General features: G+C 73.5%; 25 protein-coding genes. 11 read left to right on the top strand and 14 right to left on the bottom strand.

Translation table 11 applies throughout. The features are described 5' to 3' along the window. Positions 1–243 precede the first annotated feature (243 nt). Genes ACCP09_RS39460 through crtI form a run of 7 tightly spaced genes read right to left on the bottom strand, consistent with a single transcriptional unit; the run spans position 244 to position 6558 of the window. Positions 244–1218: a DUF5914 domain-containing protein gene (locus tag ACCP09_RS39460; RefSeq protein ID WP_433754182.1), complete on the bottom strand. Its 975-nt coding sequence runs from the start codon at positions 1216–1218 to the stop codon at positions 244–246. A 1-nt stretch (position 1219) separates the two neighbouring features. After that, a complete protein-coding gene (locus ACCP09_RS39455; protein WP_433754180.1) occupies positions 1220–2722 on the bottom strand; it encodes an FAD-dependent oxidoreductase in 1503 nt (500 codons plus the stop codon). Beyond that, a complete protein-coding gene (locus tag ACCP09_RS39450; protein WP_433754178.1) occupies positions 2719–3453 on the bottom strand; it encodes a class I SAM-dependent methyltransferase in 735 nt (244 codons plus the stop codon). The genes ACCP09_RS39455 and ACCP09_RS39450 overlap by 4 nt, the downstream gene beginning before the upstream one ends. Then, complete coding sequence (locus tag ACCP09_RS39445) at positions 3450–3767, bottom strand: lycopene cyclase domain-containing protein (RefSeq protein ID WP_378363609.1); 318 nt, start codon at positions 3765–3767, stop codon at positions 3450–3452. Before ACCP09_RS39445 ends, ACCP09_RS39450 begins: the two co-directional genes overlap by 4 nt. Further along, a complete protein-coding gene (locus ACCP09_RS39440; protein ID WP_027929650.1) occupies positions 3764–4099 on the bottom strand; it encodes a lycopene cyclase domain-containing protein in 336 nt (111 codons plus the stop codon). The genes ACCP09_RS39445 and ACCP09_RS39440 overlap by 4 nt, the downstream gene beginning before the upstream one ends. Then, complete coding sequence (locus ACCP09_RS39435) at positions 4100–5062, bottom strand: phytoene/squalene synthase family protein (protein ID WP_123686709.1); 963 nt, start codon at positions 5060–5062, stop codon at positions 4100–4102. After that, the gene (crtI, locus tag ACCP09_RS39430) at positions 5059–6558 is read right to left on the bottom strand and encodes a phytoene desaturase family protein (protein ID WP_027929652.1); all 1500 of its coding nucleotides are present in this window, start codon (positions 6556–6558) and stop codon (positions 5059–5061) included. The genes ACCP09_RS39435 and crtI overlap by 4 nt, the downstream gene beginning before the upstream one ends. A gap of 179 nt (positions 6559–6737) precedes the next feature. Here crtI and ACCP09_RS39425 point away from each other — a divergent pair, with 179 nt between their 5' ends. Next, the gene (locus ACCP09_RS39425; RefSeq protein WP_433754175.1) at positions 6738–7565 is read left to right on the top strand and encodes an isocitrate lyase/PEP mutase family protein; all 828 of its coding nucleotides are present in this window, start codon (positions 6738–6740) and stop codon (positions 7563–7565) included. Here ACCP09_RS39425 and ACCP09_RS39420 read toward each other — a convergent pair. The 3 genes from ACCP09_RS39420 to ACCP09_RS39410 all read right to left on the bottom strand — a co-directional run bounded on the left by ACCP09_RS39420 (position 7562) and on the right by ACCP09_RS39410 (position 13680). After that, positions 7562–8491: a glycoside hydrolase family 43 protein gene (locus ACCP09_RS39420; protein WP_433754173.1), complete on the bottom strand. Its 930-nt coding sequence runs from the start codon at positions 8489–8491 to the stop codon at positions 7562–7564. The two genes, ACCP09_RS39425 and ACCP09_RS39420, sit on opposite strands and share 4 nt — an antisense overlap. A gap of 235 nt (positions 8492–8726) precedes the next feature. Continuing rightward, entirely contained in the window at positions 8727–9269 is a 543-nt protein-coding gene (locus ACCP09_RS39415; protein WP_123686713.1) for an Imm5 family immunity protein, read from the bottom strand. Next, the gene (locus ACCP09_RS39410; protein WP_433754171.1) at positions 9250–13680 is read right to left on the bottom strand and encodes a DUF6531 domain-containing protein; all 4431 of its coding nucleotides are present in this window, start codon (positions 13678–13680) and stop codon (positions 9250–9252) included. The genes ACCP09_RS39415 and ACCP09_RS39410 overlap by 20 nt, the downstream gene beginning before the upstream one ends. A 169-nt stretch (positions 13681–13849) precedes the next feature. On the opposite strand from ACCP09_RS39410, the gene ACCP09_RS39405 reads away from it, so the two are divergent. Then, the gene (locus ACCP09_RS39405) at positions 13850–14446 is read left to right on the top strand and encodes an HdeD family acid-resistance protein (RefSeq protein ID WP_433754169.1); all 597 of its coding nucleotides are present in this window, start codon (positions 13850–13852) and stop codon (positions 14444–14446) included. Here the strand turns inward: ACCP09_RS39405 and ACCP09_RS39400 are convergent. Continuing rightward, positions 14443–15432, bottom strand: a complete 990-nt coding sequence (locus tag ACCP09_RS39400) for a hypothetical protein (RefSeq protein ID WP_378334338.1) — start codon at positions 15430–15432, stop codon at positions 14443–14445. The genes ACCP09_RS39405 and ACCP09_RS39400 overlap by 4 nt on opposite strands. A 197-nt stretch (positions 15433–15629) precedes the next feature. On the opposite strand from ACCP09_RS39400, the gene ACCP09_RS39395 reads away from it, so the two are divergent. The 6 genes from ACCP09_RS39395 to ACCP09_RS39370 are packed head-to-tail and all read left to right on the top strand — an operon-like array spanning position 15630 to position 22989. Further along, positions 15630–16631 carry a LacI family DNA-binding transcriptional regulator gene (locus ACCP09_RS39395; RefSeq protein WP_433754184.1) on the top strand — a complete coding sequence of 334 codons (1002 nt, stop codon included), beginning with the start codon at positions 15630–15632 and terminating at the stop codon, positions 16629–16631. Beyond that, complete coding sequence (locus ACCP09_RS39390) at positions 16624–18246, top strand: FAD-dependent oxidoreductase (protein ID WP_378334339.1); 1623 nt, start codon at positions 16624–16626, stop codon at positions 18244–18246. The genes ACCP09_RS39395 and ACCP09_RS39390 overlap by 8 nt, the downstream gene beginning before the upstream one ends. 24 nt (positions 18247–18270) lie before the next feature. Beyond that, positions 18271–20409 (top strand): hydantoinase/oxoprolinase family protein, encoded by a 2139-nt coding sequence (locus tag ACCP09_RS39385; RefSeq protein WP_433754166.1) that lies wholly within the window; start codon positions 18271–18273, stop codon positions 20407–20409. Then, positions 20406–20963: a hypothetical protein gene (locus ACCP09_RS39380; RefSeq protein ID WP_433754165.1), complete on the top strand. Its 558-nt coding sequence runs from the start codon at positions 20406–20408 to the stop codon at positions 20961–20963. The genes ACCP09_RS39385 and ACCP09_RS39380 overlap by 4 nt, the downstream gene beginning before the upstream one ends. Before the next feature lie 2 nt (positions 20964–20965). Next, entirely contained in the window at positions 20966–22243 is a 1278-nt protein-coding gene (locus ACCP09_RS39375) for a transporter (RefSeq protein ID WP_027929662.1), read from the top strand. Further along, positions 22240–22989, top strand: coding sequence for an alpha/beta hydrolase family protein (locus ACCP09_RS39370; RefSeq protein WP_433754163.1), 750 nt, complete (start codon positions 22240–22242; stop codon positions 22987–22989). Before ACCP09_RS39375 ends, ACCP09_RS39370 begins: the two co-directional genes overlap by 4 nt. On the opposite strand, the gene ACCP09_RS39365 is transcribed toward ACCP09_RS39370, so the two are convergent. After that, a complete protein-coding gene (locus ACCP09_RS39365; protein WP_017982262.1) occupies positions 22971–23366 on the bottom strand; it encodes a DUF5313 family protein in 396 nt (131 codons plus the stop codon). The genes ACCP09_RS39370 and ACCP09_RS39365 overlap by 19 nt on opposite strands. A 71-nt stretch (positions 23367–23437) precedes the next feature. Between ACCP09_RS39365 and ACCP09_RS39360 the strand changes: the two genes are divergently transcribed. Both ACCP09_RS39360 and ACCP09_RS39355 read left to right on the top strand, forming a co-directional pair. Beyond that, positions 23438–23911, top strand: coding sequence for a MarR family winged helix-turn-helix transcriptional regulator (locus tag ACCP09_RS39360; RefSeq protein WP_027929664.1), 474 nt, complete (start codon positions 23438–23440; stop codon positions 23909–23911). Between the two features lie 214 nt (positions 23912–24125). Beyond that, positions 24126–24275 (top strand): hypothetical protein, encoded by a 150-nt coding sequence (locus ACCP09_RS39355; RefSeq protein WP_433754160.1) that lies wholly within the window; start codon positions 24126–24128, stop codon positions 24273–24275. Between the two features lie 46 nt (positions 24276–24321). On the opposite strand, the gene ACCP09_RS39350 is transcribed toward ACCP09_RS39355, so the two are convergent. Both ACCP09_RS39350 and ACCP09_RS39345 read right to left on the bottom strand, forming a co-directional pair. Continuing rightward, on the bottom strand, positions 24322–24777 hold the full coding sequence (locus ACCP09_RS39350) for a Dps family protein (protein ID WP_433754158.1): 456 nt from the start codon (positions 24775–24777) through the stop codon (positions 24322–24324). A gap of 23 nt (positions 24778–24800) precedes the next feature. Next, positions 24801–25763, bottom strand: a complete 963-nt coding sequence (locus tag ACCP09_RS39345) for an alpha/beta hydrolase (protein ID WP_027929666.1) — start codon at positions 25761–25763, stop codon at positions 24801–24803. Positions 25764–25923: 160 nt separating this feature from the next. Between ACCP09_RS39345 and ACCP09_RS39340 the strand changes: the two genes are divergently transcribed. Beyond that, positions 25924–26382, top strand: a complete 459-nt coding sequence (locus ACCP09_RS39340; RefSeq protein WP_378366277.1) for a MarR family winged helix-turn-helix transcriptional regulator — start codon at positions 25924–25926, stop codon at positions 26380–26382. Positions 26383–26394: the final 12 nt, after the last annotated feature.

Raw genomic sequence — 26394 nt, 5'->3', positions numbered from 1 at the left:
GTGGTTTGGCTGCTGCGGTCACTGCCGGAGGCGGCGTGGTGGGGGGTGGTGCGGGCGGTGGTGGTGCACGGCGGACCCTCCGAATGCCGCCCGCAGGTGGCCGGGCCGCTGGGGCGGCTGTCGGCGGGTGGCGGCGGGGGAGGCGCGGTCGTGATCGTGCGTGCGGCGCACGCCAGGTTGCTCGAGCAGGGGCGGTTGCCAAGGCCACCTGCGCCGGGGTCCCGCCCGGGTGTCGGGCGAGGGTTAGCCCTCGCTGCGTAGCTGGTAGCGCCGCTCGGCGTAGGCGAGGTCGTCCTTCCACAAACGGGCCGCCGCGTGGCGCATCAGTGGGCGCAGCGCGGGCGCGGCGGTGCGCGCGAGGCGGAAGCCGAGCCGGGACGACGCCGCTACCACGGCCTCGATCACCGCGGTGCGGGGGCGGCCGTCGCGGCCCGGGCCCAGCGGTGTGGCGTGCGTTTCGACCACACTGCCGACGCCCTCGCCGTCGGTGATGCGCATGACGATCGTCCGCGGGCCGGGGCAGGTGAACTCCGCCTGGACCGGCACGCCGAGCGTCGGGGTGACGCGGAAGGTCACCGAGACCAGGAACCGGTCGTCCGCCTCGGCCACGTCGACCTCGGCCGGCGCGGACAGCACCTTCAGGCGCGTGAACGAGTACGGGTGGAACCACGAGCCGTGCCACGGGTCGAGCCGGTTGGCGATCACGTCCCGTGGCTCGCACACGCCCTCCAGGCGCGCCACCGAGTCCACCCCACCATCAGGACGAGCGGGGACGACCGGCGCGGGCAACGGCTCCTCGCCGCCGGCGTGGTCCAGCCGCACCCACGCCAGCACCCCGTCGTCGAATGCCGGACGGCACGACCGCTCGTCCAGCCGCAAGCCGTGCCACCGGCAGCGCAGGCCGCCGTCGTCGACGGAGCCCAGCGCCATCGGCGCGCCCAGGTGCGGGCACGCCCCGGGCCCGACCAGCAGCTTCCCGGCCCGGTCCCGCCACGCGACCAGCTCGGTCCCGGCCACGGAGACCCCGTAGGGCCGGTCGCCGCGCACGTCCCGGCTCGCCGCGAACACGTACCAGTTCCCCGACGGCCGCGCCTCGGCCCGCTTCAGCGCCGCCTCGATCAGCGACGGCTTCGCGTCCCGGTACGTGGGCTCCTGACGCGCCCACGGCGTGCGCGGGATCGGTTGCAGCGGCCAGTTCCGGGGCCAGCGCGGTGACATCTCACCCTCCTAACGCGGCCAGGGCCCGCAGCGGCGCGAACCGCCCGCGGACCGGCACGGTGGTCAGTTCGTGCCCGGCCAGCCCCCACCGCGCGAGCAGGCAGTTCGCGGCGTGCCAGCCGGTCGCGGCCGCGCGTTCCATCAACGCGACCGGAAGATCGATGCGGATCCCGTCCCCGGCCAGCACGACCCCGTCGAACGGGGTGCGGACGCGGGGGCGGCGGGCGAAGTCGCCGACGCCGAACAGCGGGCAGTCCCGCCGCCACTGCACCAGCTCGCCGACGATCCGCGCGCCCGCGGTCTCCGGGTACAGCTGGTGCAGCCGGCCGACCAGCTGCTTGCGCAGCACGGTGACCTCGTCGGCGCAGGCGTAGGCGTGCAGCTCGACGACGGACCCGCCGTGCTCGGCGGCCCAGGTCGCGGCCTCCCGCTCGTACCGGTCCAGCACGCTGATGTTGTCCAGCGGGTCGAGCCCGCCGGTGGCGAGGAACGCGGGCCGGTCCGGCGCCACCGGGCGGTCCAGCCACAGCCGGTGCACCAGGAACGGCGGCGCGATCCGCAGCCCGAGCACCCGCGACCGCCAGTCTTCGTCGGCGAGATCCGGCGACGCCGACACGATCGACCGCAGCCCGGACACGTCCGCGGCGAGCACCACACCGTCGGCGGCGAGACCGTCGACGGTCCAGCGCGAGCCGTCGCGCGCCACGGATCCGGCCTCGGTGCCGGTGCGGAACCGCACGCCCAGACCCGCCAGGTACGCCCGCAGCGGCTCCCACAGCGCGGTGTCGTAGGCCGAGTCCGGCACGTCGAACACGAGCCCCTCGGACGAGCCGAGGAAGTACAGGTGGAACATCGTCGCCAGCTCCGCGGCCGACATCTCCGACGGCGGCGCGAAGAAGCTGCGGGAGAACACCTCGAACGCCAGGTGCCGGGCGGCCGGCGGGAAGTTGATGCGCTCCAGGAACGTCGCCGCGTCCACGTCGTCGAGCCGGTCGTAGGTGCCCGGCACCGACACCGCGGCCAGCGGCGCGGCGGCGCGGGCGTTGAGCCGCAGCATGTCCCGGACGCGGAAGGTGGGGCTGCGCAGCGCGAAGGCGAGCGCGTTCCACGGCGGCGTGCTCGGCAGGCCGCGGAAGGTGTCGCGGCGGCCTTCGCCGTCGACGAGCGGGTAGTCGGCGACCGGGCGCAGCCGCGACAGGTCCGGGTCGGCGCGGCGCAGCAGCGCGCGCAGGTTGTAGTACTGCCGGAAGAACGCGTGGAAGCCGCGGCTCATCGACACGGTGCTGCCGTCGGCGAGCCGGTCGGTCCACGCCGACACGCGCCCGCCGAGCTCGTCCTCCCGCTCGACGACCGTGACGGCGACGCCGCGTTCGGCCAGCCCGGTGGCCGCGGTGAGCCCGGCGATCCCGCCGCCCACCACCACGACCTCCGGCCGGTGCGGCAGCGTGCGGGCGTCCGCCGCGCCGGCGGGGGCACGGTGCCGGACGGCGCGGCGGTCGGTCACGCGGGCTCCTCGGGGTTGGTGGCCAGGAACGTGTGCACGACGCCGCGCTGCCAGCCGGTCATCGTTTCGCTGTGCACGGCGGTGAACCCCGCGCCGGCGAGCCGTTGCCGGAACTGCGCGACGCCGTCGAAGGCGAGGACGCTGCGCCACAGGTGCCGGTAGAGCGTCGCGTCGCCGGTCGCCACCCGGCCGGCCGGGATGATGATGCTCCAGCACACCGCGTGCCACACCAGGCGGGCGGCGAGCGAGTCGCGCACCGAGTACTCGTGCGCCGCGAACGTGCCGCCCGGCTTCAGCAGGGCCCGCAACGCGCGCAGCTGCCCGTCCGGATCGGCGAGGTTGCGGATCAGGTACGCGGCGAAGATCCCGTCGAACGGCCCGGAAATCCCGGACGCGGCCAGCTCCTCGACCGGGCTGTGGACGAAGTGGACGGTCGGGGGCCAGGACTTCCGCCGCGCCTGGGCGAGCATCTCGGCGGAGGCGTCGAAGGCGACGATCTCGGCGTGCGGTGCGGCCGCCAGCAACGCCGCGGTGGAGGCGCCGGTGCCGCAGCCCGCGTCGAGCAGGCGCAGGCCCCGGCCGCCGCCGGGCAGCCGCATCCGGCGGGCCGACAGGCGCAGGTGCTCGTGGTAGCCCGGGTTGGCGCCGACCAGCCGGTCGTAGGCGGCGGCGCCGGTGTCGAACGCGCCGGGCACCTCGTGGCGGGCCAGGCCGGTGCGGTCCACGGTCATGCCTCCTCCTTGGCGGTGCGCCGTTCCCACAGCAGCAGCACGGCGGTGACCAGCGCGAACCCGAACAGGAAGTCCTCGACCGGGATGTCCCACGGGAAGCGCAGCCCGCTGGTGTGCTCGGGCGCGTACAGCACGATCGGCGCGCTCAGCTTGGTGAGCCAGCCGTCCACCGGGATCTGGAAGCCGACCACGATGGCCATCGAGATCCAGTACGCGGGCTTGCGGAACAACCCGGTGCGCAGGTAGGCCAGCTCCCACGCGCACACGGCGATCACCGCGAGCACCGCGGGCAGCGTGTACCCCAGCCCGGTCACCGGCGCACCTTCCGCAGCTCGCGCAGGCGGCCGAGCATCGCCTGCACGCACCCGTAGGTCAGCACCCCGCACACCGGGATGACCAGGAAGAACAGCAGCTCCTCCAGCGGGACGGCGAACGGCAGCCGCACCCCGGTGACGTATTCGGGGTTGTACCACCAGACTCCCGCGGCGATCGCGATCGCGTCCCACACGAGGAACACCAGCGCGACCGGCAGCACCGCGCGCGCCAGCGCGACCGGGCGCCGGTAGACGCGCGCGCCCAGGAACTCCAGCGGCAGGGTGATCGCCAGGCACCCCGCCAGGACGAGCAGGTACTGGTAGTGGTCCATTCACGCCCACCTCTCCGTCGCGGCCGCGGTCAGGTCCGCCGCGCGCCGGCCGCGCCGCGCCCAGATCGCCCGCGCCAGCCCGGACAGCGCCAGCCGCACCCGGCGGGCGCGGCCGACCCGGGCCCGGTGGGCGAACACCGCGAACTCGGCCGCCTCGATCCGGTCCAGGATCTCCGAGTACAGCACCAGAGCGGTCGCGATGCACGGCCGGGACACCGGGTGCAGCCGGTCGATGCCGGCGCGCGCGTAGGCGTAGATCTCGCGGGTGGTGGCGTGCTGGGCGGCCAGCGCCTCGCGCACCCTGGGGTCGGTGCGGCCGTGCCGATGGCACCACAGCAGCAGGTCGCGGTCGACGCCGAACGCGGCGAGCTCGTCGGCGGGCAGGTAGACGCGGCCGCGGTCGAGGTCCTCGGCGACGTCGCGCAGGAAGTTGGTCAGCTGGAAGGCCTTGCCCAGCGCCGCCGCGTAGGGCGCGGCCTCCGCCTGCTCGCCGACCGTGCCCAGCACGGGCAGCATCTGCAGGCCGATCACCTCCGCCGAGCCGTGCACGTAGCGGTCCAGGGCGGCGCGGTCGGCGTAGCCGGTGACGGTGAGGTCCATCCGCATCGAGTCGAGGAACGCGGCGAACAGGTCGCGGCGGATCCCGTAGCGGCCCGCGGTGTCCACCACGGCCGCGAGGACCGGGTCGTCGCTGCGGCCGCTGTCCAGCCCGGCGAACAGCTCCGCGGAAAGCGCTTCCAGCCGTCGGGCCGGATCGCTGCCGGGGGGAGCGGAGTCGACGATGTCGTCGGCGAAGCGGGCGAACCCGTAGAGCGCGTGCACGGCCGGGCGCTGCGCCTTGGTCAGCAGGCGCGTCGCGAGGTAGTAGGTGCGGCCGTGTTCGGCGTTGAGGCGGCGGCAGCGGACGTAGGCCTCGCGCAGGCGTGGTTCGGTGATCCCGGCGGCGTCCAGGGCCCCGGTCATCGCGCCGCCACCAGTGGACGGGTCACGCGGGCGCCGGTGATCCGGTCGGCGGCGAGACGCCCGGACACCAGTGCCGTCGGCACGCCCACCCCGGGCGCGGTGCTGCCGCCGGCGAGCACGACGTTGTCGGTGCCGCGCACCAGGTTGCGCGGCCGGAACGGGCCGGTCTGCGCGACGGTGTGCGCCAGCGCGAACGGGGTGCCGGCCAGCATGCCCTGCCGCGCCCAGTCGGCCGGGGTGACGACGTGCCTGGCCTCGATGCCGTCGCCGAGCCCGGGCAGCAGCCGCTCGGCGACGTGGCCGAGGACCTCGTCGGCGTAGGCGTCCCCGACGCGGTCCCAGTCCACCGGGCCGCGCCGCAGGTTCGGCGCGGGCGCCAGCACGTAGAGCAGGTCGCGGCCGTCCGGCGCGAGCGCGGGGTCGGTGGCCGTCGGCCGGGTCACCAGCAGGGAGGGATCGCTCATCAGCCGTCCTTCGTGGATCAGCTCGTGGAACGTCCGCCGCCACGCCGCGCCGAACAGGATGGTGTGGTGCGCCGTGTCGCACCGCTGCCGCGTGCCGAGGTGCACGACGACCGCGGACGGCGCGGGCCGCAGCGGCACCGGCCGGCGCGGGCTCCGGCCGAGCAGCTCGTAGGCCGCGGGCAGCTCGGTGGTGAGCACGACGGCGTCGGCGGGCAGGCTGCCGCCGGTGGTCTCCACCGCGGTCACCCGCGAGCCGGACCGCCGCAGCGCCGTGACCTCGGTGCCGTAGCGGAACTCCACCCCGGCGTCCGCGGCCGCCGCGGCCAGGGCGTCGGGCAGCGCGCGCATGCCGCCGCGCGGGAAGAACACCCCGGCCACGGTGTCCATGTAGGCGATCACCGCGTACACGGCCAGCGCGTGCTGGGGCGACTGCCCGGCGTAGAGGGATTGGAACGAGAACACCCGGCGCAGCCGCTCGTCGCGGAGGAAGCGGCCGATCTTGCGGTCCAGCGGCCCGAAGGCGCCCATCGCGACCAGCCGGGCCAGGTGCGGGGTGACCAGGGCGAGCGGGGAGTCGAAGTTGGCGCCGATGAACCGGTCGAACTCGGTCCGGTACAGCCGGGTGAGCCACTCGCGCAGCCGGCGGTAGCCGTCCGCTTCGGATGGTCCGGCGAACGCGCGCACCGCCTCGGTCATCGCCTCGGGGTCGCTGTGCACGTCGAGGCTGCTGCCGTCGGCGAAGCGGGCGCGGTAGGCGGGGGTGACCGGGACGAGGTCGAGCCGGTTCGCCAGGCTGTCGCCGACCGCGGCGAGGGTCTCGTCGACCAGATCGGGCATGGTCAGCACGGTGGGCCCGGTGTCCACGCGGTAGCCGTCCAGGTCCAGGCGCCCGGCCCGGCCGCCGGGCACCGGGTCGCGCTCGACGACGGTCACCTGCCGTCCCCGCCCGGCCAGGTGCAGCGCCGCCGCCAGCCCGGACAGCCCCGCCCCCACCACGACGATCCGGTCCGCCGGGCCCGTCACGGTCCGCATCCAGCCACCCCTCACTCGACAACCCGGACAGGTAAAACGTTGCACGAGCGTTGCGCCGTTGTCCACTCGGTGAGCCTGCCGCCCTGCGGACTAGCGTAGGTGACGGACGCCGGGCCGACCGAGCACGAGGAGGACGTGGTGGGAGACCTGCTGGGCCGCTGGCGGCGCCGGGGCCGCTGGTGGCGCCCGGCGCCTACGACGCGCTCACGGCGCGGCTGGTCGAGCAGGCCGGGTTCGACGTGGTCTACATGACCGGGTTCGGCACCACCGCCTCGCTGATCGGGCGGCCCGACGTCGGCCTGCTGACCGGCACGGAGATGATCGACAACGCGCGGCGCATCGTGTCGGCCGTCGACGTGCCGGTGATCGCCGACGCCGACACCGGCTACGGCAACGCCCTGAACGTGGTCCGCACCGTGCAGGCCTACGAGCAGGCCGGGGTGGCGGGCATCCACCTGGAGGACCAGGTCAGCCCGAAGAAGTGCGGGCACCTGAGCGGCAAGGCGGTCATCCCGCGCGCGGAGATGGCCGGCAAGCTCCGGGCGGCCGCCGCGGCTCGCCGGGATCCGGACTTCGTGCTGATCGTGCGCACCGACGCCGCCGCCGTGCACGGGCTCGCCGACGCGGTCGCCCGCGCCCGCGCCTACGCCGAAGCCGGCGCCGACCTGCTGTTCGTGGAGGCCCCGACCAGCGAGGAGGACATCGCCACCGTCGCCCGGGAGCTGTCCGGGGTCGCCCCGCTGGTGTTCAACTGGGCCGAGGGCGGCCGCACCCCGCCGCTGTCCCTGGAGCGGATCCGCGAGCTGGGCTTCTCGCTCGTGCTCTACCCGATCGGCACGCTGCTCGCCGCGACCGCGGGCGTCCGCGCCCTGCTGGACGCCGTGCGCCGGGACGGGACGCCCGCGGCCGCGCTGCCCGGACTGCCGTCGTTCGGCGAGTTCACCGACCTCATCGGGCTGCCCGAGGTGTCCGATCTGGAGGCGCGGTTCGCCGGGGAGTCCGGTTAGGACACCTGCGGCACGCCCTTGACGAACTCCAGGTTCATGCCGAACAGGCCGCGTGCGGCACGCTGGCCGCCCAGCCAGCCGTGGAAGTAGATCCGCCCGCCGACGACGTCCGCCCCGCCCGGTCCTTCCGCGGCGTGGCCGATCGAGTCCGTGGTCAGCAGCGGCTGGTCGGCCTTGGTGTAGGGGCCGGTCAGCGACGACGCCGTGGCGTAGCGGGTCTGGTAGCCGGCGTTGCGGTAGTCGTCGGCGGAGTAGAACAGCACGTACTGGCCGCCGCGCTGGGTGATCACCGGCGCTTCGACGATGCCCTTCTCCTCGGGACGGTCCGCGCGCAGGATCTCGGTGCGCGGGCCGGCGGGCGCGGTGCCGTCCTGGGTCATCTTCTGCACGAAGATCGCCGCCGCGCCGCCGCCGGGGTGCTCGCCCTTGTAGAGCAGGTAGCGGGTGCCGTCACGGGTCTGGAAGGTCTGCGGGTCGATGTCGCCCTTGTCGCCTGGGTCGCAGATCAGCGGCGCGTTCCCGGCCGGCTGGTAGGGGCCTGCCACGGAGTTCGCGACGGCGGTGCCGATGCAGCGGTGCCGGTCCGTTTTGGACACCGCCGCGTAGTACATGAGGAAAGTGCCGTCCGCGCGGCGGGTCACGTCGGGCGCCCAGTAGCCGCCCTTGGGGTCCACCCAGGACGGATCGGCGGCCAGCGCGTCGCCGGTGACCCGCCACGGCCCGTCCGCGTCCTTCGCGACGGCGACGGGGATCCGGCCGGACGGGGCGCTGGTGGCGAACGCGTGGTAGTCGGTGCCGATCTTGAGCACGTCGGGGTCCGGGAAGTCCGCGTCGAGCAGCACCCGCGGGGCGGGCGCGGCCTGCGCCACGGCACCCGGGAGCAGCGCCGAGGAGAGCAGGATTCCCAAGCAGGTCAACGCTCTCACGGTCCTGGGTCGCCGGCGCGGGCGGGTCGGTCGGTCGGGTTCGCGGGCCTTGGTGATCTTGCCTGCCGTGTCCACGGCGCAGGAGTTACCCGGGTGGCGGAGGGACTAATCTCCTCCCTTCGGGCCGCCGGTCGTGCCCGCTGCGGTGACGACGGGGGAGCCGCGGGGCACTGGTCCGGTGATCCACCCGCCTCCGACGGAGGAGCCGCCGGTGCGGACGGTCACCGGACGTGGGTCAGGACCCCGCGGCCGCGGGCACGGCTTCGAGCAGGTACCAGCGCCAGAACTCGCGCCGGGCGGCGGGGTCGCTGCCGTCCAGCCACGTAGGACCGTTCGCCGCCGCGTTGGCCGCGTAGAAGCAGGGCGACCAGTCGTCGGGGTCGAGGTCCATCTCGCCGTCGACGTCGCCGGGTTCCTCGGGTCTGCCGAACACCAGGTTGCGCGCCACGGCCCAGTAGGCGAGCCCGGCGGACACCGCGGTGCCGCCGCGCAGCGAAAGGTTGTCGAGATGCGTGTGCGCGTCGCGGACGGCCTGCTTCAGGCCCGTGGCGGCGGGGCCGGCCTGCGCCGCGGCGAGCAGGCGCATCGGCTCGTCGTCGCCGGGGAAGGCGGCGTCCCAGACCGGCCGGACCCGTTGCGCGCACAGCAGTTCCAGCCTGGACAGCGCGTCGTCGCCCAGTTCGGCGTGGATGGCGCGCCGGTCGGCGTAGGGCAGTCCGCCGTCGGGCGGCAGCGTGCCGGCGAGCCGGGCCAGGGTGTCAGTGTCGAGGTGTGGCACTCATCGTCCCGTTGGTGTGGAAGGTGAAATCGTGGTGCGGGTCGGAGACATGCTGGGGGATCCCGCGGTGCTGCGCAAGGGCGAGGAAGAACCCCTGGCAGTCGTCGCACATCGTGGACGACACGCGGATCGGCGCGTCCGGGTCGAGGTAGGCGGCCTGGCGCTCGGCGTGCATCGCGAAGTAGCGCCCGAACACGCCCAGGTCCCGGCCGTTCGGCTCGGCGACCAGCGGGTGGCCGATCTGCTGGTGGAACTGCCGCATGTCGTTGAAGGAGGGCCGGGTGAAGTGCGGCTCGTGCCTGCCCCAGCCGCTGAGGGTGTTGACGCGGTCGGTGAAGGCGATGGTCTTGTGCGAGTCGTCGTACCCGTGCAGCCCGAGCGGGTCCAGCCAGGTCAGCGGGTTGCGGACGTAGGAGTGGATGCCGAGGCCGCCGAGCAGGTGCAGCGGATCTGGGCTGTGGTAACGGCCGGTGAGCGGGTCGTAGTAGCGGTGCAGGTTGTAGTACAGGCCGGTTTCCGGATCGTGGTACTGCCCGGGGAACCGCAGTGGCGTGGCCGCCCCGTCATCGCCTGTGGCGCCCCACAACGCGGTCGTGGCGCGCCACGCGATCGTCCCGTCCGGGTCGACCAGCTCGGTCGGCGTGCCGACCAGATCGGTGACGATGGCGTAGAAGCGGCTGTCCACCCACTCCTGGGGCGCGTGCGCGGCGGAGGTCCGCTCCACCTGGGTCAGCGGGCGCCAGCTCTCCGGGTGCCAGTCCCACGTCGTCGCCCTGGCGCCGCCGTCGCCGGAGGTGACCTGCTCGGCCAGGCGCGTGCCGTCCCAGCTGAACACGGTGCGCTCGACCACGGCTTCGCCGTCGGCGGCCAGGCGCTCCTTGGCGACCCGCCGCCCGAAGGCGTCGTAGGAGTAGCGCCACCGGACGCCGTCCGGGGTGACGACCGCGGCGAGCCTGCTTTCGGCGTCCCACTCGTAGCGCCACGTCCGGTCCCGCCCGGACAGCGAGCGGCGCCTGCGCAGCACGACGCGTCCCTCGGCGTCGTGGACCAGGTGCAGGCCGCCGGCCCGGTCCAGCCGGGTGCCGCGGTAGGCGCGCGGCCCGTCCTCGCCCGCCCCGGCGGACGTGGCGAAGGTGATGTTGCCCGCGGGGTCGTAGGAGTAGCGCTCCGTCCCGGCCGGGGCCCGCACCTCGGTGACCCGGCCCAGCACGTCCAGCGAGTACTGGCGCGGCCCGGCCAGCTGGTCGACGATCGCGGTGATGCCGCCGTCGGCGCGGTAGGTGTAGGCGCGCCGCTGCGTGACCCGCGGCCCCCGGCCTCCGCCGGTGGCGGTGAGCACCTGAGTGTGCGGGCGGTGGCCGGCGGTCCAGGTCTGGCTGAGCGCCGCCGCGCCGAACCGCCGCTCGGTCTCCCGCCCCGCCGCGTCGTGGGCGAACGTGATCGCCCGGCCCGCGGTCTCCAGCGCGCGGGGGCGGCCGGCCGGGTCGTAGCTCCAGGCGGTCCGCCCGCCGGACGGGGTCGTGCGGAGCACCCGCCTGCCCAGCGGGTCGTAGGCCGAGGACACGACCCGCCCGTCGCACGTCTCCGCGAGCACCCGTCCCGCCGCGTCGTAGGAGACGGTCACCTCGGCCGCGGAGTTCACGGCCCGCACGATGCGCCCGGCCGGGTCGTGCTCGAAGGTCGTGACCTCCCCGCCGGCAACCTGTTCGACGACCGCGCCCCTGGCGTCGTAGGTGTAGCGGATCGCCTCGCCCGCCGCGTTGACCCGTTCCACCACGCGCCCGGCGGCGTCGTGCCGGTAGGTCAGGACCCGGCCGTTGAAGTCGGTCTCCCGGACCAGGTTGCCCGCCGCGTCGTACTCGTAGCGCCATTCGAGGCCCCGCTGGTTCACGACCGCGACGGGGCGCAGCTCGGTGTCGTAGCGGATCTCCACGCGCGCGCCGTCCGCGGTCGTTTCGGCCGACTTCAGGTCGAAGTGCGTGTGCTCGATCCGCGTCACCGCGCCGGTGAGGTCGATGTGCTCGACCGTGTCGCCCTCGCCGTCGTAGCTCATCCGCTCGGTCGACCCGTCGGGCAGGGTCCGCCACGCTGGCCGGCCTTCGACGGTCCAGCCGAACCGCGTCACCCCGCCCAGCGGGTCGGTGGTGCTGACGACCCGGCCGAACCCGTCGTAGGTGTGCCGGGTGGTGGCGCCCACCTCGTCGGTGACGGTGACCGGGAGGCCGGCCGCGTTGGTCTCGAACCGCTTGGTGTGCCCCAGCGCGTCGGTGACGGCGAGCAGGTGGCCGCGGCTGTCGTGCGTGTAGGTGGTGGCGGCGCCGGTGGGGTTCGTGCTGGTGCGGGGGTTGCCCCGCTCGTCGTAGGTCCAGCGCCAGACCGCGCCTGCGGCGTCGGTGACGGCCACCGGCTGGTGCAGCGCGTTGTACTCGGCGCGCAGGCGGCCTCCGCCGGGCTGGACCACCTCGACCAGATCGCCGGCGTCGTCGGTGACGTACCGCGTGGTCGCGCCCGCCGGGTCGGTCTCGGCGAGCAGCCGCCCGCGGTCGTCCCACTCGCTGGTGGTGGTGCCGCCGAGGGGGTCGACGCGGCGGACGACCTGTCCGCGCTCGTCGTAGTGGAAGGTCGTCGTGTGGCCGAGCGAATTCGTGTGCCGGGTGACGCGGTGCGCGTTGTCGTAGGCGAAGGAGCTGTTCAGCATCCCGTCGGCCCCGGTGCCGCGCACGCAGCGGCCGGCGTCGTCGTAGGTGAACTCGTACCAGGTTCCCCGCCGGTCCTCCCAGCGGGTCATCCGGCTCTGCCGGTCGTAGGCGAAGCGCATGGCCAGCCCGGAGGAGTTGACCACCGCGGACAGGTTGCCGTCCTCGTCGTGGTCGTAGCGCGTCACCGGGACGTCGGCGCCGCCCGCGCCGGCGCCGAGCATGGTGAGTGCGACGACCCGCCCGGCGTCGGTGGTGACACCGACCCGGTAGCCGCCGGAGTGCCGCAGCTCGACCGGGGCGCCCGTCTCGTCGTACCGGAACTCCACGGTGTTGCCGTTGCGGTCGGACATCCCGGTGACCGGCATGGTCCCCGGCGAGCGCGGGTCGACCACCGAGAAGCTGAGCACCCGGCCGGTTTCCGGGTCGGTGATCGTGTACCCGTCGCGCCGGCTGCCCGCCAGGATGTGCCGCGGCCCCGCCGAGGGCACCGTGGCGAGGCTGCCGTCGTCGGCCCGCGGGTACACGAGCAGCTTCCCGTCCGCGGCGGCGAACACCACCCCGGCGGCGTCGACCTCGATCCGCTGGTCCAGCGTGGACGCCCAGGACCGGCCGAACCACCGGCCCGAGCGGTGGTTCGACAGGTGGATGCGCTCCAGCCGCAGCGGGAACACCCCGGGGAGGGCGAGGTCGGTCTGGGTCAGCAGCACCTCGCCGCTGACCATGTCCACCGGGTCGCCCAGCGCGCGGCCGATCTTCTCCTTCGCGCTGACGGCCAGGTCGCGGATCTTGTTCCCGGCGTTGCTCACCGCCGTGCGCAGCGAACCCGGCGTGCCCGGTGTGTCGGGGCTCGCCGGGGTGTCCGGAGTGGACGGTGTGCCGTCCAGGTCCGGGGTGGAGATCCCGTCCCCGCTCCGCGCGGCCGACGGGGTGGTCGGGCCGTCGCCGTGGCGCCCGAACTTCCGGCCCAGCGCCGAGAGCTTGTCGATGATCTCGCCCAGTTTGTCGATCACCCGGCGGATCCGCGGCGCCGCGTTCCCCACGGTCTTGACCAGTTTGCGGATCAGGTCGGCGATGCGGGTGATGGCGCTGCTGATCGCGGTGGTGGCCTGCGCGGCGATCAGCGGGGTCGCGAACCCCAGGGTGCACGCGGCTTCCAGCGCCCACGTGATCAGCTTGCCGACCAGTTCCGCGACCAGGTCGCGCACGATCTCCCGCACCATGGCCACGACCTGGCCCATGATCATGACGCCGGTGGAGATCCCGTCGGCCAGGGTGGCCGCGCCCGCGATCGCGTCGGTCTGGGCGGCGACGTTGGCGCGGTAGGCGTCGCCGCCCTCGCCCGTCCACCCGGCGGTGCCGGTGTTCGCCTCGGTGGTCAGGTCCTGCGCGATCGTGTTCACCTCGGTCGCGACGTTGGCCCAGGTGTCGGCGAAGGACTGGATCACCGGCGGGTCGCCTGCCAGCCAGTCGAGGGCTTCCTTGAGCGGCCGGACGTGCTCGATCAGCCAGGACACGCCGTACTGCGCGAGGGTGCCGAGCGGGTCGATCACCATCGACAGCACTTCCAGGCCGACGCCGAGCGCGCCCAGCCCGCCCTCGACCCAGGACCCGTCCTTGATGCCGTTGGCCAGGTCGGTCGCGGACTCGGCGATGCCGATCCCCGTCACGCCCGTCGTCTGCGACTGGGCCTGCGCCACCAGTGGATTCGACACGCGCCACCCCCATGACTCGCCCGGGTACGACGCAATCAGGGGGTGCACGGTTGCACAAGCCGCCGAATGATCTAAGGACCGAGCCGGATTCCGTTGGTATCCCACCGGACTGGCGGGGTGTGCGCGGCGGGCCTACGGTGGCTGTTCCGGCTGCGGAAAGGGGACCGTCATGGCCGCGCACCAGCCCTACGGGGCGTTCCGGGTGACGCTCGGCGCGGGGGCGGGCGGCGAACTGCGGCGGGTCACCGGGCGGTGGTGGATGGTCGCCCTGCTGGGAGTCGCCACCGCGGTGCTGGGCGTGCTGCTGCTGGTGAACCTGGCCGTCGCGGTGGGAACGCTCGCCGTGATCGTCGCGATCGCCCTGCTGTTCGAGGGCTTCGACGAGGTCCTCACCGCGGACCGGCACCGCACCCGGTGGCCGTCCTACCTGCTCGGGGTGGTGTGGATCGGGATCGGGGTGATCGCGCTGGCGTGGCCGGGCATCACCCTGCTCACGCTCGCCGTGGTGGTCGGCGTCGGGTTCGTCGTCGCGGGCGCCGGGCAGATCGCCGCGTCACTCGCCTGGCGGCGGCGCCTGCCGATGTGGGGCCTGTGGCTCGGCCTCGGCGTGGTGACGCTGCTGATCGGGGTGGTGGCCCTGGTGTGGCCCGACCTGACCATCCTCACGCTCGCGATCTGGCTCGGAATCGCCCTGGTACTGCGCGGCGCCGGCGCCCTCCGGTTCGCCCTCCAGCTGCGCCGCGCCCACCAGGCGATGGCGGCCTAGACCGCTCGCGCGATCGCGATCGAACCCTCCAATCGCGCGCCGGCCTCGTAGAACATGTACTCCACGCCGTTTTCGGTGCCGAACGACGCCGATGCGCACCGGCCGTTGTCGGGGGCTCCGGGCAGCGGCGCGTGGAACACGCCGAGGTGCCGGCGCAGGCTGAAGTCGTTGCCCACCTCGGTGATGAGCATCGACCCGCCGGCCTCGATGTTGCAGTGGTACACCACGTACGTACTGCCGTTGCGCTTCACCACCGACGGACCGCTGATGTCGCGCGCGCCGACCTCCTCGGGGCGGATCAGCGGCTCCTGCGCGAACTCCCAGTTCCGCCCGTCGGCCGACCAGCCCCAGCCGATCGTGCGCCGGTTGGTCTGGTTGTTGATCATGAAGACCATCACGTACTTCGCGCCCAGGGCGGGCAGGCTGTGCTCAAACACCCGCGCGTAGGACGTCTCGCTGGTGCCGGCAGGCAGCATCGACGCCGACAGCACGACCTTGTCGTAGGTGAAGTCGATGCCGTCGCTCGACCGGGCCAGACGCGTCGTGGTGTTCTCGCCGTGGAAGTACAGCCACATCTCCTGTGTCGGCGCGTGCCACATCACGTGCGGCGACGAGACGTGGCTGACCGAGTAGTGCGGCGCCCACACGTTGGACACGATCGGGTTGGCCGGGTACTCGGTGAACGGCCCTTCCAGCGAGTCGGCGTAGGCGAGGCAGATTCCGCCGGGCGCGTCGTGCGGCGCGTAGTACAGGTAGTAGCGGCCCAGCGCGTTGCGCACCCGGCCGACGGTGCCGCGGATGCACGGGAAGATCAGCTCGCCGGTCGGGTTGTACTTCAGCGCGCTCTTGTCGAAAGCGGTGCGCAGGAACCGGTAGTCGGGGAAGCCCGCGGGGGCGGCCTGCGCAGGGAGGGCGGGGACGGCGAAGGCCGCCAGGCCCAGCCCGGCGGCGACCTTCAGCGTCGCCCGGCGGGAGAGCTCGGTCATTCGGTGACTCCCTTTCGTCGGCGTTGACGACACGGGACTGTCCGTGACCCGTCCGAGTGGCGTCAAGGTGCTAATACGTATTAGTCCCGTCCTTGTCTGGTTTCGGACAAGTTCCTTGACACTGCGCTGCTCGTGCCAGAGCCTCGCCTAATCCGCATTAGCAACAGCAGGAGGTTGCCGTGCCGTCCAGGCGTGACATGCCCCGGCAGGCCGACATCGCCCGCATCGCCGGCGTCTCGCAGGCCACGGTGTCGGTCGTGCTCGGCGGCCGGTCCGGGGTCCGGATGGCCGAGTCGACGCGCCGCCGGGTGCTCGAAGTGGCCGAGAACCTGGGGTACGTGCCGCACCCGGTCGCGACCCGGCTGGCGTCGGCGCGCTCGAACATGCTCGGCCTCTACACGTTCCGCGCCACGTTTCCGATGGAGGTGGCCGACTCCTACTACCCGATCCTGGTCGGGGTCGAGGAAGAGGCCGCGGCGCTCGGCCAGGACCTGATCCTGTTCACCGGGCTGAGCGGCGCGGAGGCGTCCGGGGAGGCCGCGATCCGGCGCACCCGCGTCGCCGACGGCTGCCTGTTCTTCGGGCGGCACGTGCCCGAGGAGCCGATCGCGAAGCTGGTCGACTCCGGCTTCCCGCTCGTCTACATCGGACGGCGGGAGGAGCTCGGCGGCCGCATCCCGTACGTGGGCGCGGATTACGTGGCGGCCTCGGCCGAGGTCGCCACGCGGCTCGCCGGCCTGGGGCACCGGAACCTGCTGTACGTGCGGGAAGCCGACGAAGCGCCGTCCTCGGCCGACCGTGAACGCGGCCTCCGCCAGGCGGCGCCGGACGCGCGGATCGTCCGCCTCGACGGGCCCGCCCTGACCACGGACACGGTCCGCGGCTGGCTCGCCGACGGCGTCACGGCGATCGTCGTGGAGGAAACCGACACCGGCGCCGCCTACAGCGCGGTGCGCCGGGCGCTCGACGCGGCGGGACTGTCCACACCGGACGACCTGTCGCTCGCGGTGCTCGGCCGCCCGTCGGGGGACGAGCCGGTCAGCGGCTTCGACATCCCGCGCCGCGAGATGGGCCGGCGCGCGGTGCGCCTGCTCGTCGACCTGATCACCGAAACCGAGACCACACCGCAGCAGCTGCTGCGGTGCCCGCCCGTGGCCGGCACGACCGCCGGCCCCGCACCGGAGAGGGACCATGCCTGAACTCGACACCGAAATCCTCGTCGTCGGCGGCGGACTCGGCGGCGTGGCCGCCGCGCTGGCCGCGGCGGGCGGCGGGCACCGGGTCGTGCTCACCGAGGAGACCGACTGGCTCGGCGGCCAGCTCACCGCGCAGGCGGTGCCGCCGGACGAGAACCCGTGGATCGAGCGGTTCGGCTCGACCGCGACCTACCGCCGCCTGCGCGAGGGCATCCGCGACTACTACCGGCGCCACTACCCGCTGCGGGCGGAGGCCGCGCGCCTGACCGACCTCAACCCCGGCGCCGGCCGGGTCAGCAAGCTGTGCCACGAGCCGCGGGTCGCGCTGGCGGTGCTGGAGGCCATGCTCGCCCCGCACCGCGCGGCCGGGCGCGTCACCGTCCTGCTCGAACACCGCCCGGTGGCGGCCCAGACGACCGGTGACCGGGTGGACGCGGTCACCCTGGAGGGCCGGGACGGCACCCGGACCACCGTGCGCGCCGGATACGTCCTGGACGCCACCGAGAACGGCGACCTGCTGCCGATGACCGGCACCGAGTTCGCCGTGGGCGCCGAGTCGCGCGACGAGCACGGCGAGCCGCACGCCCCCGAGCACGCCGATCCGGCCAACCTGCAGGGCATCACGTACTGCTTCGCGTTGTCGCACCACGCCGGGCAGGACCACGTGATCGACCGGCCGGAGATGTACGACTTCTGGCGCGCCTACACCCCGGAGTTCTGGCCCGGCCCGCTGCTGGGGTTCCTCGCGCCGGACCCGCGCACGCTGGAACCGGTCGAGCGCACCTTCGTGCCCAATCCGGACGGTGACCCGCTCGCGATCACCGCCGACCAGAGCGCCGACGCCGGTGACAAGGAGCTGTGGGGTTTCCGCCGGATCCTGGCCCGCGGCCTGCACGACGCCGGCGCGTTCGACTCCGACATCACCCTGGTCAACTGGCCGCTCAACGACTACTGGCTGCGGCCCGCCCTGGAGATCGACGGCCACACCGGCCCGGAGGACGTCGCCCGCGCCCACCACGAGGCCAAGCAGCTGTCGTTGTCGGTGCTGTACTGGTTGCAGACCGAGGCGCCACGCGCGGACGGCGGCACCGGCTTCCCCGGGCTGAAGCTGCGGCACGATGTCACCGGAACCGTGGACGGCCTCGCGAAGTCCGCCTACGTGCGGGAATCCCGGCGGATCAAGGCGGTCACCACGGTCACCGAGCAGGACGTCTCGCTGGACGTCCTCGGCCCGCACGGCCGCAAGCGGCACGCCGACTCGGTCGGCATCGGCAGCTACCGCATCGACCTGCACCCCTCGACCTCCGGCGACAACTACGTCGACGTCGCCAGCGTGCCGTTCGAGATCCCGCTCGGCGCGCTGCTGCCGCGGCGGGTGCGCAACCTGGTGCCGGCCGCGAAGAACATCGGCACGACGCACATCACCAACGGCTGCTACCGGCTGCACCCGGTGGAGTGGAACGTCGGCGAGGTCGCCGGGCACCTGGCGGGTTTCGCCCTGCGCCGCGGCGTGGAACCGCACCAGGTCCGCGACGACGAGAAGCTCTTCGACGAGTTCGCCCGGCTGCTCGACCAGTCCGGAGTGGAACGCCACTGGCCCGAGGTTCGCGGCTACTGACCCCTCACACCTGGAGGTGTGGCAATGACGCAACATCCCCGCCGGGCCGGTGTCCGGATCGGCATCGACGTCGGTGGCACGTTCACCGACGCCGTCGCCGTGGACGCGCGCTCGTTCGAACTTCTCGCCCAGGTCAAGGTTCCCACCAGCCACGACCACGCCGACGGCGTCGCCGCCGGGATCCTGGAGGCGCTGGAGAAACTGCAGGCCGGTGCCGGGATCGGGGCCGGCGACGTGTCGTTCCTGGCGCACGGCACCACGCAGGCCACCAACGCGCTGCTCGAAGGCGACGTGGCGACCGTGGGCATCGCCGGGATCGGCTCCGGCTTCGACGGCTTCGCCACGAAACGCCTGCGGTCACTGGGCAAGCTGGAGCTCGCGCCGGGCCGCAAACTGCCCGTCCGGTTCACCGCCGTGCGGGATCCGGGCGATCCGGTCGCGGTGAAGGAGGCCATCGCGAGCCTGCGCGCGGACGGCGCCGAGGTGGTCGTGGCGGTCGAACCGTTCAGCGTGGACGATCCCGAGGGCGAGCGGCTGGTGATGGCAGCCGTGCACGAGAACGGCCTGCCCGGCACCGCCACGCACGAGATCACCGGGCTGTACGGGCTGGCCAAGCGCGCCCGCACCGCGGTGCTCAACGCGGGCATCATGCCGCGCATGATCACCACCGCCGACCTGGTCGAGCGCAGCGTCACCCGCGCCGGCATCACCGCGCCGCTGATGGTGATGCGCGGCGACGGCGGCGTGATGTCGCTGCCCGAGATGCGCCGCCGGCCGCTGCTGACCGCGTTGTCCGGGCCGGCCGCCGGTGTCGCGGGCGCGTTGATGGGGGAGAAGCTGTCCGAGGGGATCTTCCTGGAGACCGGCGGCACCTCCACCGACATCAGCGTGGTACGCCGCGGCCGGGTCCAGGTCGGGCACGCGCACCTCGGCGGCCGGGAGACCTACCTGCCCGCGCTGGACGTGCGCACGGTCGGCATCGGCGGCGGCTCGCTGGTCCGGTTCTCCGGCCGGGCGATCACCGACGTCGGGCCGCGCAGCGCCCACATCGCCGGCCTGTCCTACGCCTGCTTCGCGCCGGCCTCGGCCCTGGCCGGCGCCAAGCTGGTCACGATCGCGCCGCGCCCGGACGACCCGGCCGACTACGTCGCGCTGGAGACCCCGTCCGGCGCCCGCTACGCGCTGACCCTGACCTGCGCGGCCAACGCCCTCGGCGCGGTCCCGTCCGGGGCCTACGCCCGCAGCGACGCGGAGTCCGCCCGGCTCGCGCTGCTGCCGCTCGCCCAGGCGCTCGGCACCTCGGTCGAAGAGGCCGCCCGCGCCGTGCTGCGGCAGGCGATCAAACCGGTCCGGACAGTGGTCGACGAACTGGTGCGCGCCTACCGCCTGGAGCACATCACGCTCGTCGGCGGGGGCGGGGGAGCGGCCGCGGTGACGCCGTTCCTCGGGCAGGACACCGGCCACGACTGGAAGCTCGCCGCGCACAGCGAGGTGATCAGCCCGCTCGGCGCGGCGCTGGCGCTGGTGCGCGAGTCGGTCGAGCGGATCGTGCCCAGCCCGTCCAACGCCGACATCCTCGCCACCCGCGCCGCGGCCGAGGCGGCGGTGATCGAGCAGGGCGCGGACCCGGCCGGGGTCGAGGTGGACGTGACGGTCGACCCGCGGCGCAACCTGATCCGCGCCGTGGCGACCGGCGCCACCGAGCTGCGCACGAAGGACCGGGCGGCCACTGTGGACGAAGACGCGGTGCGCGCCGAAGTGGCCCGCAGCATGGGTGTCCCGGCCGCCGAGGTCACCGAACTCGCGGCCACGCCGCAGCACCGGGTGTGGGGCGCGCGGGCGCGCCGCCGGTTCCGCCGTCCGGTGCAGCACGTCCGCGTCGTCGACGGCGAAGGCGTGATCCGACTGCACAGCGCGGGCGCGCTGGTGGAGAGCACGACGGTCGGGGAGGCGCCGGGCCGGCTGGCGACGGTGGTCGACCGGCACACCCGCTACGGCGACGGCGGGTCCCGCGCGCCCGCGGTGTGGTTGCTGGTCGGCCCGAAGATCGCCGACCTGTCCGGGGTGCTCGACCGCGACCAGCTGGTGGCCCTGATCGGCGCCGAGCTGAAGACCCGCGCGCCGGAGGAGCCGGTGGTGGCTGTCGTGGCGGACCGGCCGTGACCGAACCGTCCGATGTGGAGCTCGCCGTCCGGCTGTTGCGCGAGACCCCCACACACGAGAACCGGTCGGCGGAGCAGCTGGCCCGGTGGGCCGAAACGGCGCTGGCCTTCGGCGACGAACTGGCCGACCGGGACGAGCCGGACCCGCCGGTGCGCGTGACCGAAGCCGACGGCGGCCGCCGCGACGGCGAAGTGCTGCTGGCGGAGTACCACGCCCGCCGGGGTGTCGTCACCGTCTACCGCGACTCGCTGGCCCTGCTGCGCCAGGTCGCGGTCCGCCACGGCTGGGACGCCGACGTGCCGGCCCCGGCCCTGCGCGACGCGGCCGTGGCGCACGAGCTGGTCCACCACCGGCTGCACCACGGCGCCGGCCGCGAGCTGAATCGGCGCCTCGGGCACACCGCCGCGCGGCTGGGCCCGTTCCGCGTGCCCGGCCACGTCGCCGGGGCCGACGAGCTCGTCGCGCACCGCTTCGCCCACCGCCGCAGCGGCCTGGGCAAGAGCCCGCTGCTCCTCACCGCGGCACTCGCCGCCTCCCTGCGAGTTGGAGACTGACCATGGGAATCGCGATCCTGGCCCTGATGGCCGCCGGCGTGGTCCTGATGCTCACCCGCGTGCTGCCGACCGCGTTCGCGCTCGTGCTGCTCGCACTGGGCATCGCCGTGCTGTCCGGTGCGCCCCTGACCGGGGACAAGAACAGCATCCTCACCACCGTCCTGCAGAACGGTGCGCCCGCACTGGCCGCGACGATGATCGCGGTGCTGCTCGGGTCGTGGCTGGGCGCGCTGATGGACGACACCGGCATCGCCGCCACGCTGGTCCGCAAGATCGTCGAGTTCGGCGGCGAGCGGCCCTCGGTGGTGGCGCTCGGCGTGTTCGCCGTGGCCATCCTGTGCGGCAGCATCACCGGGTCCGCCCCGGCCGCGATGCTCGCCGGCGTGGTCGGCATCCCCGCGATGATCGCGGTCGGCGTCGCCCCGGTGGTGGCGGGCGGCACCGTGCTGATGGGCATCGCCGCGGGCTCGCCGCTGGAGCTGCCGGTGTGGCAGTTCCTGTCCGACGCGCTCGGCGCCCCGGTGTCCGACGTGCGCTCGATCATGATCAAGCTGTTCCCGCTGGCACTGGTCGCCGGCATCGCCTACGTGCTGGTCGAGACCCGCCGCCGCGGCGCCCGGCACACCTGGTCGGTCAAGGCCGCGCGGCCGAGCGCGCGGGTCCGCCGCGGCGACGCGCCCTGGTACGCGCTGCTCACCCCGCTGGTGCCGATCGTGCTCGCGCTCGGGCTGAAGGTGCCGATCGTGCCGTCGCTGCTGGCGGGCGTGCTGTTCGCGCTGCTGACCACGACCCGGTGGGGCAACCTCAACGGGCAGGCGCTGCGCTCGCTCTACAAGGCCTTCGACGTGGCCGCGCCGCCTATCGTGTTGTTCATCGCGATCGGCATGCTGCTGGCCGCGGTCAAGCTGCCCGGCGCGAAGTCCGCGCTTACGCCGATCGTGTCGGCGATCAGCCCGGCGGGCGCGGTCGCGTTCGTGCTGGTGTTCACCGTGCTGGTGCCGCTGTGCCTGTTCCGCGGGCCGCTCAACGTGTTCGGCCTCGGCGCCGGGGTCGCCGGCGTGCTGGTGTCCGGCGGGATCTACCCGATGCCCGCCGTGGTCGGCCTGATGGCCTCCTACAACCAGGTGTTCAGCGTCTCCGACCCGACGAGCACGCAGACGGTGTGGAGCGCGCAGTACGCCGGGGTGCGGCCGGAGCGGGCGATGATCTCGACCCTGCCCTACACGTGGTTGGTCGCGCTGGGCGGGATGATCCTGACCGCCGTGCTCTACCTGCCGTGAAGCTGTGGACGGCCGACGGGCTGACGCTGGACGCCCGTCGGCACCCCGGGGACGGCCCGGTGGTGGTGCTCGCGCACGGGATCACCGGCGACCTCACCGAGAACGGGCTGTTCGACGTGCTGACGGACAGGCTGACCGGGCACGGCTTCGAGGTGCTGCGGTTCTCGTTCCGGGGTCACGGCGCGAGCGCGGGCCGGCCGCGGGACATGACGATCGCGGGGGAGCGGCTGGACCTGCGGGCGGCGGTGGACTGGGCGCCCGCGCGGGGCCGCGGGGTCGCGGTGGTGGCGTCCAGCTTCGGTGCGGTGAGCACCACGCTGTCGTTGCCGGAACTGGGCGACCGGTTGTCCGGCGTGGTGCTGTGGCAGCCGGTGCTCGACCTGCGCGCGACGTTCCTGGAGCCGTCGCTGCCGCGGGGCCGCGCGCTCTACGGCGACCAGTCCTCGTTGCGGGACAACGGTTTCCTGGACATCGAGGGCCGGTTCGAGCTGGGCGCGGAGCTGTTCGAGGAGTTCGCCCGGCTCGACCCGCGCGCGGCGTTTCTGACGAGCACGGTGCCCGCGCTGGTGCTGCACGGTGACGCGGACGAGCACGTGCCCTACGAGGTGGCGCGGGATGCCGCGCTGGCCCGGAACCACACGAGCTGGTGCACGATTTCCGGCGCCGGGCACGGGTTCCGTGAGGCGGCCGGGGAGGTGCTGGACCGGACGGTGGACTGGCTGGTGGCCTACTGCGGCGAGCGGTAGCGCGCGATGTAGCGCTCCTTGACCTCCCGCTCGGCCTCCTCCTTGGCTTCGGCGCGCACCTTGCGGGCGGTGCCGTAGGGGTAGCCGTGCTTGCGGAGGCGGTTCTCGACGCTCTCCTCGGCGTAGACGAGGGAGTAGAAGAACCCGACGATGCCGGCCATGAGCACCAGGCTCAGTCGCAGGGTGAGCGGGCCGGGCAGCAGCAGCCACACCAGCATGAGGGGCAGGAGCAGCACCGAGGCCCGCGCCGCGTGCCGCCACAGCCAGGTCTTGGCGGTCACGTCGTGCAGGACCCAGGTGCGGTGCTGCTCGGGCAGGCGGCCGCCGAGGGCGTACCACAGCCACTGGAGGGGATTGGGGCGTCGGCGCTCGGTCACGTGCCCCACAGTACCCTAAAAGTTAGTGCATTAATTATCAGTGCCCTCACGGATGGAGTAGGCTCGGCCACATGACCGCGATCGACCTGGGCGAGAATCCGCTGGCGCTGGACCGGCAGGTGTGCTTCGCCCTGTCCGTGGCCTCCCGCAGCGTCATCGGGATCTACCGGCCGCTGCTCAAGCCCTACGGCCTCACCCACCCGCAGTACCTGGTGCTGCTCGCGCTGTGGGACCGCGCGCCCCGGTCGGTGAAGGATCTGGCCGAGACCCTGCGCCAGGAGCCGGCCACGCTGTCGCCCCTGCTCAAGCGGCTGGAGGCGCTGGGTTACCTGACGCGGGAACGCAACCGCTCCGACGAGCGGGCGCTGATGGTCGACCTGACGGAGTCCGGCCGGGACCTGCGTGCGGAGGCGGAGAAGATCCCGTACCGGGTGGTGGAGACGCTCGGCATGGAGGTCGCCGAGCTGGAGCAGCTGCACGCCGCGCTGGCCCGCGTCATCGCCGCGACCGGAAACGCCGGTGCGGAGCGCGACGGGACCGGTTGACGCAGGGTTCGCCGGGAGCGCCGGTTTTTCCGGCAGCACTCCCGAAAGGCGTCCTCCCGCCATTCTGTCCGTTCACCGCGGAGACCTCCGGCGAGGTGCCCGGTGCGGCGGCCCACTCCGGATCACCGCGGCGATCTTCGGCGGCGCGTTCTTCGCCTGCGACGCGCTGATCGCGGCGGCGCCGGGTCACGGTGCCGGTCCAGTTCCTGCTGCCGTGGGACGACGAGCACGTGAGCCGGGACTCCGCGTTCGCGTGCTCGGCGCCTTCGCCTCGCCGGAGAAGACGTTGCACGCCAACCCGGGCGACCACCGCACGATCCGCTGGACCGGCGTCGGGTTCCTGGCGCGGCACCTGCGTCACTGACGCGACCGGCGCCGTCCGGGGCGAACCCGGCCGGCGCCGATCGTGCTCAGCGGGTTTGGGCTTGGAACATCCAGTGCTGCTTCTCCAGGTCGGCGGCGATGCCGATGAGAAGGTCCTGGCTGACCGGGTCGGGCTCGCCGGTGGCCGCGATCCCGGCGCGCAGGCCGGTGATCGCGGCGGCCAGGATGCCGGTCACGGCCTCGACCGCGGCCCGGTCGGCCAGCGCTCCGGCTGGCAGGCCGGGCAGCGTGGACTCGGCGGCGACGGTGCTCGCGCGGCCGTCGGGGGAGACCCCGAGCGCGGCGAGGCGCTCGGCGACGCTGTCGGCGTGCTCGCGGGCGGTGGCGGCCAGCTCGTCCAGGTGCAGGTGGACGGCGCGGAAGTGCGGGCCGGTGACGTTCCAGTGCGCCTGCTTGGCCAGCAGGCCCAGGTCGATCAGATCGGTCAGCGTCCGCTGGAGTGCGGTGGCGACGGTCTTGGTGGCCACCTCGTCGAGGATCACTTCGGTCCCTTCCTTCGGGGAATTCAGTCCTGCAGTGCCTTCTTCAGCACCGCGACCGCCTGGTTGATGGCGGCTTCCGCGGCGTTGGTCTCGCGCAGCGCGTTGAGCATCACGAAGTCGTGGATGACGCCCTGATAACGCACGGCGGTGACGGGGACGCCGGCCTGGCGCAGCTTGTTCGCGTAGGCCTCGCCCTCGTCGCGGAGCACGTCGGCCTCGGCGGTGATCACCAGCGCGGGCGGCAGCCCGGCCAGCTCGTCCAGGCTCGCGCGCAGCGGCGAGGCGGTGATCTCGGCGCGTTGCGCCGGGTCGGTGGTGTACTGGTCCCAGAACCACTTCATGCCCTCGAGGGCGAGGAAGTAGCCGGTGGCGAACTGCCGGTAGGAGCCGGTGTCGAAGTTCGCGTCGGTGACCGGGTAGAACAGCACCTGCTGGCGGAAGGTCACGTCGCCGCGCTGCTTGGCGAGGATCGTCACGGCCGCGGCCATGTTCCCGCCGACCGAGTCGCCGGCGATCGCCAGCCGGTTCGCGTCGAGGCCGTGCTTCGCGCCCTCGGCGACGATCCACCGCGCCGCGGCGTAGCTCTGCTCGAGCGCGACCGGGTAGCGCGCCTCGGGGGAGCGGTCGTAGTCCGGGAAGACCACGGCCGCGCCGGTGCCGGTGGCGAGCTCGCGGATGAGCCGGTCGTGGGTGTGCGCGTTGCCGAACACCCAGCCCGCGCCGTGGATGTAGAGGACGACGGGCAGCGTGCCGGTGGCGCCGGCGGGGCGCACGATGCGCAGCTTCACCTGGCCGGTCGGCCCGCCCTCGATGGTGAGGTCCTCGAGGTCGGCCTCGGGCTTGGCGATCTCCGAGGACTGGACCTCGTCGACGGCCTTGCGACCCTCCTCCGGCGGGAGCTGGAACAGGTACGGCGGGTTGTCCGTCGCCTCGGCGAAGGCCTGCGCTGCGGGTTCCAGGGCCAGGTTGTGCGGGTTGGCGGTCATCGCTGTCTCCCTGAGGCTTCGGGGACCGGGTCACTCCCGGTCGGTGTATTGCATCAAACCAGTTTGTGCACAACTTAATTGCGTACTATGGCATGTGTCACCCCTGGATGGCACGCCACCGGCCGATGGGGGATGATCGAGTGCTGACCAAGGAGGAGTCATGGCCGAACCGGCCGCACCGCGGCTCGACGATCAGGTCTGCTTCGCGCTGTACGCCGCGTCCCGCGCGGTCACGTCGCTCTACCGGCCGCTGCTCGACGAGCTGGGCCTGACCTACCCGCAGTACCTGGTGATGCTGGCGCTGTGGGAGCACGGCGAGCTGTCCGTCAAGGACCTCGGGCAGGCGCTGTCGCTGGACTCGGGCACGTTGTCGCCGCTGCTCAAGAGACTGGAGAAGCTGGAGTTCGTCCGCCGGGAGCGGCGCGCCGACGACGAGCGCTCGGTGTGCATACGGCTGACGGACAAGGGCGACGGGCTGCGGTCGAAGGCCGTGCCGCTGCCGGGCGTGATCGGTGACGCGATGGGCCTGCCGCTGGACGAGCTGGAGGCGCTGCGGGCGACGTTGCGCGGGCTCACCGAGTCGGTTAACGCCTACCGCGAGTCCCGGCCGAGCGTATAACGACCTATACGG

Origin of the sequence: Amycolatopsis sp. 3B14 (assembly GCF_050958625.1) — a bacterium.
Classification (GTDB): domain Bacteria; phylum Actinomycetota; class Actinomycetes; order Mycobacteriales; family Pseudonocardiaceae; genus Amycolatopsis_E; species Amycolatopsis_E thermoflava.
The sequence above is the reverse complement of the archived record's forward strand: the minus strand, read 5'-3'. Positions and strand labels throughout refer to the sequence as shown.